This is a genomic window from Bradyrhizobium ontarionense (assembly GCF_021088345.1).
Classification (GTDB): domain Bacteria; phylum Pseudomonadota; class Alphaproteobacteria; order Rhizobiales; family Xanthobacteraceae; genus Bradyrhizobium; species Bradyrhizobium ontarionense.
In genome coordinates, this window is sequence record NZ_CP088156.1 from 1,343,393 (window position 1) to 1,356,417 (window position 13,025).

Sequence of the window (13,025 nt, forward strand, 5' to 3'; positions counted from 1 at the left end):
GGCCGCGGGCCGCTACCGCAATTCAGCATGAACATTGCAAATTTCCCGCGAACAACAGACCGGACGATGCCTCCGGCAAGCGCGATACGGCCGGCCGAAGCCCAGTCTGGCGCCACGCCTGACGCGGTTGATCGTGTCGCGAAACCGCGCCTGCCGCGACCGGCGGAGATTCCCACCCAGGAGGGGCCGCACGGGCTGCGTTTCGACTTCAACGACGGCTGCCGGGTCATGCTGCCGGACAATGGACGGGCCTGGCGCGTCCGGCTGAGCGATCTCGAGACCGGCAACGTGCTGTTCGACATCGATCTGCGCTCGGGACACGTCAACAGCACCAAGCGCTACTTCGTCCCGTTCAGGCTCGAGGTCTGGTCACAGGGAGAATTCCTGCTCGGTCATGACTACGACGCCAGCGAACGCGAGGTGCTGATCCAGTTTCCGGTCGGCACGATCGGAGACGTCATCGGCTGGATGAGCTATGCGGCGAAGTTCAACGAGCTGCATCGCTGCCGCCTGACCTGCGCACTGGGCGAGCCGCTGATCCCGCTGTTCAGCGCCGCCTATCCGGACATCGCCTTCGTCACCCACAACTCGGTACGGGTGGAACGATACTACGCGACCTACTCCGTCGCCCTGTTCTTCGACGACGCCGATCTGGTCTACCAACCCTGCGATTTCCGGCAGGTCGGCCTGCATCGAACCGCGGCCCATATCCTCGGCGTCGATACGGCCGAACGGCCGCCGCGCGTGGCGCTCAGCGAGGACAGCCGCCCGATCGCCGATCCCTATGTCTGCATCGCCGTGCAGGCGACGACTCAGTGCAAGCAATGGAACAATCCGGATGGTTGGCAGAGCATCGTCGCCTTCCTCAAGGCGACCGGCTACCGGGTGATCTGTATCGATCAGAAAGCCGAGAGCAATCACGGCGATTTTCGAACGCGAATTCCGGCCGACGCCGAGGATCAGACCGGAGATCGGCCGCTGCCGGAGCGTGCCCGCTGGCTCAGGCATGCCGCCTTCTTCGTCGGTCTGTCCTCCGGCCTCTCGTGGCTCGCCTGGGCGGTCGGCACTCCCGTTGTGCTGATCAGCGGATTTACGCATCCGACCAACGAATTTGCGACCCCCTATCGGATCATCAACCATCACGCCTGCAACAGCTGCTGGAACGACGTCCGTCATCGCTTCGAGCATGAGGACGCTCTCTGGTGTCCGCGGTTGAAGGGCACGCCGCGGCAGTTCGAATGCACGCGCCTCATCACCGCAAACCACGTCGAAACGACGTTGCGCAGCATCCCCGGCTTCGGGAACGGAGTGCGTCCACGATCGCCACCGCGAGCATCGACCGTTCCGACCGGCCAGTTGACGGCGCGGGACGCGCCCCAGGGAGGTGCCCCGCTTCACGCCCTCACGGCAAATCCTCCGCCGCCCGACGCTGCCGGCGATGCACCGCTCGCAATCGGCGCTCTGCTGACACGTCCACATGGCGATGTTTTTCGAGGCGGCCTGGCAGTTGGCGTGACGGTCGGCGCAGGCAAGCTGCTGGATCAGGCTGCCTCCGAGATCGCGGAAGGCGACCGTACCGTGGGTGCCGGCGATTTGGCCGCAGCATTGCAGAACTACAAGCAGAGCATAGCCATCGTTCGCCACCTGACCGAAGCCGACCCGGACAACGCCGGCTTTCAACGAAACCTGTCAGTTGCGTTGAACCGGATCGGCGCCGTGCTGTTCGTTCAGCGTAATCTCGAGGGCGCACAGGCAGCCTATTCCGCCAGCCTCGCCATCGCTCAGCGGCTGAACACGGCGCACCCGACCAACGTCAGCTTTCAGCGCGATCTCGCATTGTATCACGCACTCCTGGCGGATGTGGTCGCGGCTCAAGGCCGTCATGCAGAAGCTTTCGAGCACCGTCGCTCCAACGCCGCGCTGATCACCCAGCTTGCCAACGCCGCTCCCACCGATCCCGTTCTGCAGAAAGCGCTCGCGACGTCCTACCAGAACCTGGGCGATGCCTTCGTTCCCACCGGGAACGTCGATGGCGCACTTGCCGTCTACCAGGTCAGCCTCAGCCTGACAAAACGCGGGCTGGAAGCAAGCGGCCAGGATCCAGTTTGGAACCAGCTCTATAACACTCTGCTGCAGAAGATCAGGACGGCGATGCTGGTCCAACGGAGAGGCACCACTCCGTCCTGAGCGGGCGACGAGACCGCCAATCGCGGCACCCCGGACGCCCTCGTCTCCCACCGCCTGGTAGCAAAGCCCGTGCCGCTTCGACGCGCCGCGACGCTGTCCAATGCGCTCCGACCATCTCCCCACCGACAGGTCCGGACGGCAAGCCCGCAGGCAAGATGCGGGCAGCATCTTGACGGGAAGATGCAATGAGCGTCAGATTGACGCACCCTGCATTTCGGCTTGATCCCAGAATTCAAGCACTTGACCGCAGGACGAGGCGGCGCAGCCCCAGGCGCAATTCGCCACAACATCACCAGATTTGCGGACCGTCGCACGCCTCTTTTGGCCCGAATGCTGCGACCAAATAGCACGTGCGACAAAGTAGCGCGCGACAGATCGGCGCGTGACACAACATCGCATTGGCGCGAGGCGCAGTTCAAACGCGCGACGCGTTCCGCGGCAGGGCCGATGCAGCTCAGCATCGTCTGGCCAATCTCGCGACGAGGCCCTGCCGGGCGTCGGATGAATTTGGGGAGAGATAATCCATGGCGAATAACACCTTCAACGCGACGGCCCTGGCCAACGGCACGTCGAACCTGCTGGTGCGCGCCTCCGCGCTCAACCTGTCGACCGACCTGGTCCAGGCCGGCGTAGTGTTCAACGACGCGGTCCGCGCATCACTTGGCCTCTTCACGCAGGCAGGCAGTGGAAACTCGAACCCGTTCCTCGGCAGCTACACGACCGACCTTCACGCCGTTCAGAACGACATCGCTGCGATGCTCGCCAATCAGGGACAGGTGACGCTCGGCGGCCAGACCTTCACGCTGAATGCCACCGACACCGCCGTCCTCACCAACGTGCAGGCCCAGATCTCGACGCTGATCACGGCCGCACAACAGACCACCAACGCCGCAACGATCACGGCGGCGGACCAGACGGTTCACGCGGTCCAGCAGGAGATCCTGCAGGAGATCAACGGCGACGCGCATCTCTCCGGCGCTCTCAACAAGGTGACGTTCCTCGCCAACACCGGTGGCCAGGACGTCGCGTTCCAGAACACGCCGGCCGGTGCCGACGACGCCGCCAGCCTGGCCGCAGCCACGGCGGGCAACACGCTCAAGGACGTCGGCGTCGTGTTTAACAAGGTGGTCGATCTGGCCTCCGGCGGCATCAGCACGGCCAATCTCCAGGAGGTCACGAACGATCTCACCGCGATCTCCCAAGGCCTCACCAACATCCTGAACAACAAGACCCAGCTTGCGCAGATCGAGAAAGGTGAGACCGCGAACGCCGCGGCACTGACCACGATCCACCTGCAGACCGTGCTGGGTCAGGTCAATCTCGAACTGAATCAATATGCCAAGGCCGAAACCACCGGCAATCAGGCGGCGCTGCGCGGTACGGCGGACAATCTGCTCGATAGCATCGACATCATCCAGAACGACGCCAACCTGAACACGGCAGCCGGCGGCAACGGCATGCCCGGCCATGCCGGCGGCTTCGCGGAAGATCCGGGCGGATTGACCGGCACCGTGACCAAGTTCCAGGACAACCAGGCGCAGACCAATTTCTGGGCCGCGTTCCTGGCCGAAGGCAACACCATCAACGCGACTCTGCAGAAGATCTCGACCGGCGGCGCGCAAGCCAGCGCGGCCCTGGTCACCCAGATCCAGAACTACCAGCAGTTCGGCGCCAATTTCGACGCGGCCCAGGGCAACATTTTCCGCGGCCGCTTCGACAACGAGTTGCTCAGCGGCACGCTGGAAGCCGACACGGCGGCTGCCGTAAAGGGACTTCAGGGCATCCTCAACGGCGACACCGGCGCCGCGCTCGCCGCCGACAAGGCCGCGGTCGCCGCAGCCGGCCAGGGCTTCGCGGCCGACGCGATGGACGTCTCCGGCAACAACATCGCGATCGGCGGCGCGACCTATGTCGGCACGGCGACGACGGTCTCCACGGCCACCTCGGTGCACGGCCTCGCCCAGGGCACGATCCCGGTCACGGCAACTCCGAACATCGCCAACGGGACCGGTGGGACGACGACCACTCCCCCAAGCACGGGCGGCGGCGGAACGGGGACCGGCGGAATGCACACGACGCCCGTGAATTTCAGCCCGACCGCGCTCGCCAATGGCACATCGAACCTGCTGACTCGCGCCACTGCGATCCAGCATTCGACGGACCTGGTGCAGGCCGGCGTCGTGTTCAACGATGCGGTGCGCGCTTCGCTCGGTCTCTTCAGTCTTGCCAATAGCGGCAACTCGCCGGCTTTCCTCACCAGCTACCAGGCCGACATCACGGCGGTGCAGACCGATATCGCCGCCATGCTCGCCAATCCGGGCCAAGTCACTCTGGGTGGCAAGACGTTCGCACTGAACGCCACCGACACCGCCGTTCTCACCAATGTCGAGGGGCAGCTCGGCACCCTGCTGCAGGCAGCGGGGCAGTTCGCGAACGCCACCACTCATTCCGCGGCCAGCCAGACCATCCATGCGCTGCAGCAGGAGATCCTGCAGGAGATCCATAACGACGCGCATCTTGCGAGCGCGCTGAACAATGTGCCCTTCCTCGCCAACACCGGCGGCCAGGACGTCGCCTTCCAGACGTCCCCCGCCGGCGCAGACGATCCGGCGAGCCTCGCTGCGGCCACGGCCGGCAACAGCCTCAAGGACGTCGGCCTCGTCTTCAACAAGGCGGTCGAGGTCGCATCCGGTGGCATCAACACCGGGAATTTGCAGGAGGTCAATGCTGACTTCACCGCCGTATCACAGGGCCTGACCGCCATCCTCAACAACAAGACGATGCTGGCGCAGATCGAGAATGGCGAGACGGCAAACGCCGCCGCGCTGACCACGATCCATCTGCAAACCGCGCTCGGCCAGATCAACCTGCAGCTCGCCAAATACGATGCGGCCGCGACGACCGGCAATCAGGCTGCGCTGCGCGGAACAGCGGACAATCTGCTCGACATCATCGATATCGTTCAGAACGACGCCAACTTGAATACGGCGGCTGGCGGCAACGGCAATGCAGGTCATGCCGGCGGCTTCGCCGAGGATCCCGGCGGATTGACTGGTACCGTCACCAAGTTCCAGGACAACCAGGCTCAGACCAATTTCTGGGGCGCCTTCCTGGCCGAGGGCAACACCATCAATGCGACCTTGCAGAAGGTTGCAACGGGGGGCGCGCAGGCCAGCGCAGCGCTGATCACGCAGATCCAGAACTACCAGCATTTCGGCGCCGGATTCGACGCCGCGCAAGGCGCGGTGTTCCAGGGTCGCTTCGACAACGAGCTGCTCAGCGGCACGCTCGAGGCCGATACGGCGGCAGCCGTGAAGGGACTGCAAGGCATCCTCAACGGTGACACCGGCGCTGCGCTCGCGGCCGACAAGGCGATGGTCGCCGCGGCCGGCCAGGGTTTTGCGGCCGACGCGATGGACGTCTCGGGCAACAACATCCCCGTCAATGGCGGCACCTACGTCGGAACGGCCACCACGGTCTCAGCGGCGACGTCGATCAAGGGCACCGCACACGGCACCATTCCGGTGACGGCGACACCGAACCTTGCCAACGGCACCGGCGGCACCGCTGCAGCCGGAACGACCGCCGCGGGCGGCGCAGCTGCGGGTGGCACGGGGGCGAACGGCGGTGCGGCTGCTGGCGGAACGACAGGCGCAGGCGGCACGACGGCCAACAACGGCAGCACCGGCGCCGATCACAGCCATCACCACGACCATAGCTCGCACGGCAGTCACTCGGCGGCGGCCGCGACGACCGGTCCGGACATGTCGCATCAACATGCGCTGCATCACATGTGGGCGTGAGGCGGCAGGACGGAACAACCGATCCTGCTCGCGACGATAGTGTTCCGGGAGCGCCAACGACGAGGGTTCAACTCGATCGACGCTCCCGGGCTTCGGATACGACCACCATCAGGTAGTGAGAAATGGAGATCCAGAAAGGAGGTTCCGAGGAGCACGAATGCACGATCCGGTCCTGCCCGACCGAGCCCCCAACGTTGGAACTTTTCCAAGGAGAGCCCGGGAGGTCGTCGTAAGATCAGGGCAACTTCTTGTCTGGAGCGTGCGTCGATACGTCACCCGCGGAGAATGTTGCAGGGATGCCACGACAGAAATCAAAGAGTTAGAACGCTTCCAAGCGCTGCCGTGACCCGGCTGCGACACTGCGCGCGTGCCCGAACAACATCATATTTGGGGACGCTGCGGCGCTTCTTTTGGCCCCATTGGAGCAATTAATTCCCAAGTGCTCTGAGGCTGCGACATTTCGCCCGTCCATCTAGGCGAGCGAGACGTCGCGACCGCATCAACGCCCGCATGCTGCCACGACGCCAAGCAGCTGACGCCGGGTTGAAACTTGGGGAGATCATCAATGGCAGCCAATACCTTCAACCCGACGGCGCTGGCGAACGGCACGTCCAACCTGCTCGTGCGCGCATCGGCGCTGAACCTATCGACCGACCTCGTCCAGGCCGGCGTCGTCTTCAACGACGCTACGCGCATTTCGACCGGCCTGTTCTCGACGCCGCAGAACAGCGGCAACTCGAATCCGTTCCTGACGAGCTACACCACCGACTTGCATGCCGTGCAGAACGACATCGCGGCGATGCTGGCCAATCCCGGTCAGGTCACGCTCGGCGGCAAGGCTTTCACGCTGAACGCGACCGACACGGCCGTGTTGACACAGGTGCAGGCCGAGATCGGCACGCTGATCACCGCAGCGCCCGGCACGACCAATGTGAACACGCTGGCTCAGGCCGACCAGACCATCCACAATGTGGAGGCGATGATCCTGCAGCAGATCCAGGGTGACTCGCATCTGTCGGCTGCATTGAACGGCGTCCCGTTCCTCGCAAATACCGGTGCAATGGACGTTGCGTTCCAGAGCCTTCCGGCCGGCAATGACGGCACGGCAAATCTCGCAGCGGCGACCGGCGGCGACCTCGCTGCCATCGGCCAGGTGTTCAATGCTGCAGCGGACCTCGCGCTGGGCGGCATCAGCGCCAACAATCTCGGTCAGGTCACGGCCGACTTCACCGCCGTGCAACAGGGCCTGCAGGCTATCCTCAACGACCCTGCAAAGCTTGCCGCGCTCGAAGCCGGTCAGACCGCGATCGATGCACAGACGACGACGCTGCACCTGCAGACGCTGGCCGGCCAGATCGGCCTGCAGTTGAACAAATACGACAGTCCGGAAACGCAGGCCAATGCGACCGCCCTGCGCGGCACCGCCGACAACATTCTGGACATGATCGACGTGTTCCAGAACGACGCGACCCTCAACAAGGCTGCGGGCGGCACCGGCATGCCCGGTCATGGCGGCGGCTTCTCGGAAATGCCGGGCGGCCTGACAGGCACGGTGACCAAATTCCAGGACAACCAGGTGCAGACCAACTTCTGGGCTTCGTTCCTGGCCGAGGCCAACACGCTCGGCGCCAAGCTCATCGGCGTGGCCAACGGCACCCAGGCCGCGACGCAGGACATCATTACGCAAATCGTCAACTACCAGAACTTCGGCGTCAAGTTCGACCAGGCTCAGGGGGCGGTGTTCCAGGGTCGCTTCGACAACGAACTCGTCGCCGGCGCGCTGCAAGCGGACTCTGCGATGGCCACCAAGGCGCTGATGGGTATCATGAACGGCGACACCGGCGCAGCGCTGGCGGCCGATCAAGCCATGCTTCAGGCATCCGCTGCCAACTTCATCGGCAATGCCGGTGACATCTCCGGCAACAACATCGCGGTCGGCGGCTCGGCCTATGTCAACTCGGTGACGAGCTTCATCACGGCCACCGCCGTGAACGGCATCGCCATGGGCACCGGCGCGCCGGCCGGCGCCAACCCCAACATCGCCAACGGCACCGGCGGCACGCCTGCGACCCCGACGACCAGCACCGGCGGCGGAACGACTGGTGGCGGCATGGCCGGCGGCGGCACGACTGGCGGGGGAACCGCTGGCGGCGGCACGACCGGCGGCGGAACGACAGGCGGTGGCACCACCGGAGGCGGTACCACGGGCGGTGGCACGACCGGAGGCGGGACAACGACCGGCAACAACCACACCACGACCACGCACCACCACCATCACAGCCATAGCCACCACACCGCGACGGCCGCTCCCGCAGCCGCCCCAGCAGCTGCCCCAGCGGCCGCCACGGCAGCGGCGGCCACGAGCGGCCCGGACATGTCGCACCACCACGCGATGCACCACATGTGGGGCTGACACCGCCATCAACACACGAATGCCGACCGGCGCAGAACTTGTGTTCTGCGCCGGTCTCGTTGCGCCCAGCGCAATCACGCTCCCAGGTCGCTGCGCGGTCGGAGCGCAAGGCCCAACTCGAACGGTTCTACGCGGTCGATCGATGACCGCCCCGGTCAAGCCTCCGTTTCGCTTCAATCCGCCTCGACAACGGCCTTCGTCGACCATCCAGCAAGTAGCAATCATGAACGAGCCTGCCATCGCTTTCCGCCCTCGTCTCGTTTCGACGTCGGCCGGCCCCACCGCACCGCCGGCCGCGATTGATGATCACGCCCTCAAGATCGCCGAGCAGGCCTACCGGAAAGTGCTGGCGCTACAGCCACGGCATTTCCGGACATTGTGCAGCCTGGCGACGGTCCGTCTTCAACTCGGCGACGCGCATGAGGCGCGAGCCCTGCTCGGCCAGGCCGCGAACGCGGCGGGCGACGCCGCGGACTTGCACCTGACGCTCGGAAAGGCGTTCGCGGGTTTGGGTGATCTCGCCGAGGCGACCTCACATCTGCAACGCGCCGTCGCACTCGACGAGTCCACGCTCGAGGCGCGTCTCCTGCTCGGGAGTGCGCTCTACAGCCTGGGCGATCTCGCGGGCGCGGTCCGGCACCTCGAGTCGGCGCTCGCGACCGATGGCGACAACGCCGACGTCCACCAGGCGCTCGGGCTCGCCCTGCAGCGCGCCAGGCAGTTCGAGCGGGCGATGTCGCATCATGAAGCGGCACTTGTCGCAAGACCACAATTCGCGGCGGCCGCCAGCAGTCTCGGTGACGCCTGCCGGCAGCTCGGCCGCCACCCGGAAGCGATCGCGCACTACATGAGGGCGCTCGCCATCCAGCCCAATGCGCCGGCGGTGCTGCTCAATCTCGGCGGCTGTCATCAGGCGACGGGGGAGTTGGATGCCGCCATTCGCAGCTTTCAGCAGGCGCTCGCGTTGAGCCCTCATTTGGCCGAGGCGCACTACAATCTCGGCAATCTCTATCTGCATATGAACAGCTGGCCGACGGCGGTCTTCCACTACGAGCGGGCCGTGGTGGAACGACCGGATTTCCCGGAAGCTCACAACAATCTCGCCAATGCGCTGGAGTCCCGCGGCAGGCACGAGGAGGCGCTCGCCCACTATGATGAGGCGCTGCGGCGACGCCCCGATTACGCCGCCGCCCATCGCAATCGCGCCGACACGCTGCGGAACATGACCCGGTTCGACGAGGCCATCGCCGGCTATCACAAGGCCCTGGCACACGATCCCGGCGACACGACCACGATGAATCATCTCGCCGGCGTGCTGATGATCGCAGGCCGGCTCGACGAAGCCGCACGCGCCTACGAATCCGCGCTGGCCGTCAATCCGCACAACGTCGGCATCCAGCTCAACTACGGCGTGGTCAAGCCGTTCGCCGTTGACGATCCGCGCTGGCCGACGCTTCAGGATCTGGCGGCGAGCTCGGAGACGCTCAGCGAGGATGGACGCATCGCCCTGCATTTTACGCTCGGACGCGCCTACGCCGACGTCAAGGACGGCGAACGATCGCTGCTGCACCTGCAGGCCGGCAACGGCCTCGAACGTCGTCGAATGAACTACGACGAGAACCAGACGCTACGGCAGATGGAGCGCGTCCGCGGCATCACCTCGAAGGAGATGATTCGGGCGCGCGCCAATTGTGGCGCCCCGTCGAACCTGCCCGTCTTCGTGATCGGCATGCCCCGGTCGGGCACCAGCCTGATCGAGCAGATCCTGGCCAGCCACCCCGCCGTGCATGGCGCCGGCGAGGTGAACTACTTTGCGGCAGCTGCCGGCCTCTTCACCGATCGCACCCGCGGCGACTATCCCGAAATGCTCGCCAAATTGTCCGATACGGAGATCGGAACGCTGGCACGCGCCTATCTCGAGCGTTTCACGGACCTGCCCCCGGGCACGGTGCGCATCGTCGACAAGATGCCGTCGAACTTCCTGTTCGCAGGCCTCATTCACCTGGCGTTCCCGAATGCACGTCTCATCCACGTCAGGCGCAACCCGGTCGACACCTGCCTGTCCTGCTACTCTCAGCTGTTCTCCGAACCGCAACCCTTCGCCTATGATCTGGCTGAACTCGGCCGCTACTACCGGGCCTATGAGGCGCTGATGGACCATTGGCGCGCGGTCCTGCCGGACGGTGTCATGCTGGATGTGACGTACGAGGACGTCGTGCGTGACTTCGAGCCGCAGGCGCGCAAGATCGTCGCCCATTGCGGGATCGACTGGGACGATCGCTGCCTGTCGTTCCATGAGACCAAGCGCCCGGTCAACACCGCGAGCCTGGTCCAGGTGCGCAAGCCGCTCTTCACGGGATCCGTCGGCCGCTGGCGCCTCTATGGCGACCGGCTCAAGCCATTGCTCGATGCGCTCGGCAGCGACGGCGCAGAGCCGCCGATGGCCGAGGCCGTGTCGGCGACGGCGCAGCCTTCGCCCGCGAACGTCGCTCCGCCGGTCGTCACGCCCACCACGGAGACGCAGCCGATCGATGCCGAGCAGCTCGGGTCACTGCAGACGCTGGCGGAAGGCGCCGCATCGGTTGCCAAGAGGCTGCAGGGCCGCGGCGAGAACGGCGATGCCGAGACGATCTTCAGGCTGATCCTCGCAAGCCAGCCCGATCATTTCGATTCGCTGGTCGGACTAGGCGTGATCCTGACCAGCGCCAATCGGCTCGACGAGGCCAAGGACCATTTTCTGCGCGCGGTCGCCATCAACGACAAGTCCGCCGAGGCCCATGGCAGCATCGGAGCCGTCGAAGCGTCCGCCGGCCGTTTTGACGTGGCCGTCGGTCACTACGAGACGGCGCTCGGGCTCTCCCCGAGCCATCCCGGCATTCTCTACGCCTTCGCCATGGTGCGGCAGAACCAGGGTCTGATCGACGAGGCGATGGCGCTGCTGAGGCGAGCCATCGAGAACAAGCCCCAGCATCTCGACGCCCATTTTGCGCTCGGCAACCTGCTCTATACGGCCGGCAAGGACATCGAGGCGGCGCGCTGCTACCTCAAGGTCCTGGACTTCAGCCCGGCTCATGCCGAGACGCACAACAACATCGCCAATGTCCTGCTGCGCCAGGGCCATCGCGAGCGCGCCATCGAGCACTACAAGCGGGCGATCGCGAGCCGGCCCGACTACGCCGATGCCTATGGCAATCTCGGCAACGCCTTTCTCGAGCTCAACCAACTCGAGGACTCCATCGAGCAGAACCTGCTCGCCATCAAGATCAAGCCGGAGCGCTTCGGCTCGTACAACAATCTCGGCGTCGCCTATCAGGCGCTCGGCCGCTTCGAGGAAGCCACGGCGGCATTCGAAAAGGCCCTGGACCTGTCGCCGGACGACGCACCGATCCATCTCAATCTGGCGAACATGGCGAAGTTCAAGCCGGACGACCGCCGGCTGGCGGGCTTGCAGAGGCTGGTCGACCGCGCCGACCAGCTCGATCAGGAGAAGCAGATCGCGGCCCATTTCGCCATGGGCAAGGCGCTGTCGGATCTGAAGCAGTACGATGACGCGTTCGCGCACCTGCTCCAGGCGAACACGCTGAAGCGCAAGACCTTCGACTACGATTCCGAGCAGCGGCTTGCGATGATGAAGAACGTCGCCGACCGCTTCACGCCGGACTTCTTCCGCTCGGTGGCAGGACACGGCGACGACTCCTGGGCACCCATCTTCATCGTCGGCATGCCGCGTTCCGGGACGACGCTGATGGAGCAGGTGCTGTCCAGCCATTCGAAGGTATTCGGAGCGGGCGAGCTCGAAACGTTCAAGGAACTGGTCGGCGAATGCGCCGCACGCCAGAAGGTCCCTCCTGCCTATCCCGATCTCATCACGCTGCTGCCGCCGGAGGAGATGACCGCACTCGGGCGAGAGTATACGGCGCGCGTCCGGGCGCTCGCGCCCGAAGCCGAGCACATCGTCGACAAGATGCCGCTCAACTTCCTGTTCGTCGGACTGATCCACGCGGCGTTCCCGCGCGCCAGGATCATCAATACGAGGCGCGATCCGCTCGACAATTGCGTGTCCTGCTACTCGCTGCTGTTCACCGGCGCCCAGCCCTTCGCATACGACCTCACAGAGCTCGGCCACTACTACCGAGGCTATGAGAACGTGATGGAGCACTGGCACAAGGTGCTGCCGCCCGGCGTCTTGATGGACGTTCAGTACGAGGACCTTGTCGACGATCTCGAGGGCGTCTCGCGCCGCGTGCTCGCCCATTGCGGCTTGGACTGGGAAGACGCATGCCTGGATTTCCACCGCACCGAGCGCACCGTGCGTACGGCAAGCCTGATGCAGGTCCGTGAACCCATCTACCGCCGTTCGATCGGAAGCTGGCGCCGTTACGAGAAGCATCTCGGGCCGCTGTGCGCGGCGCTCGGCCTCGACCACCCGCCACCGGCGGAATCGAACTGACCGCCGGAAGATAACCGGGTGCTGTTGCCCAGGGATCGGTGACAGGCGCGGCACCCGGCTATCCGGCCGCGCGGCGGTGCGGCTCACATATTGTGCTCCAGGCTCTTTAAGAAATTATATTCGTCATATGCAGGCGTGTCGGTTGAACTACGCAAATTCATAAGTATGCCAC

4 protein-coding genes are annotated in these 13,025 nt (G+C 65.1%); all 4 read left to right on the forward strand.

What is annotated here, in order from left to right; genetic code table 11:
• The first annotated feature begins 66 nt into the window (after positions 1-66).
• The 4 genes from LQG66_RS05950 to LQG66_RS05965 all read left to right on the forward strand — a co-directional run bounded on the left by LQG66_RS05950 (position 67) and on the right by LQG66_RS05965 (position 12,853).
• Positions 67-2,187, forward strand: a complete 2,121-nt coding sequence (locus LQG66_RS05950; RefSeq protein ID WP_231324383.1) for an autotransporter strand-loop-strand O-heptosyltransferase — start codon at positions 67-69, stop codon at positions 2,185-2,187.
• A 524-nt stretch (positions 2,188-2,711) separates the two neighbouring features.
• Positions 2,712-5,990, forward strand: coding sequence for a beta strand repeat-containing protein (locus LQG66_RS05955; RefSeq protein WP_231324384.1), 3,279 nt, complete (start codon positions 2,712-2,714; stop codon positions 5,988-5,990).
• A gap of 565 nt (positions 5,991-6,555) precedes the next feature.
• Entirely contained in the window at positions 6,556-8,403 is a 1,848-nt protein-coding gene (locus LQG66_RS05960) for a hypothetical protein (protein WP_231324385.1), read from the forward strand.
• A gap of 223 nt (positions 8,404-8,626) precedes the next feature.
• On the forward strand, positions 8,627-12,853 hold the full coding sequence (locus tag LQG66_RS05965; protein ID WP_231324386.1) for a tetratricopeptide repeat-containing sulfotransferase family protein: 4,227 nt from the start codon (positions 8,627-8,629) through the stop codon (positions 12,851-12,853).
• Positions 12,854-13,025 lie beyond the last annotated feature (172 nt).

What these genes read in the sequence shown, in the direction of transcription:
- LQG66_RS05960 (WP_231324385.1), top strand. Translation starts at nt 6,556, where the DNA reads ATGGCAGCCAATACCTTCAACCCGACGGCGCTGGCGAACGGCACGTCC.
- LQG66_RS05955 (WP_231324384.1), top strand. Translation starts at nt 2,712, where the DNA reads ATGGCGAATAACACCTTCAACGCGACGGCCCTGGCCAACGGCACGTCG.
- LQG66_RS05965 (WP_231324386.1), top strand. Translation starts at nt 8,627, where the DNA reads ATGAACGAGCCTGCCATCGCTTTCCGCCCTCGTCTCGTTTCGACGTCG.
- LQG66_RS05950 (WP_231324383.1), top strand. Translation starts at nt 67, where the DNA reads ATGCCTCCGGCAAGCGCGATACGGCCGGCCGAAGCCCAGTCTGGCGCC.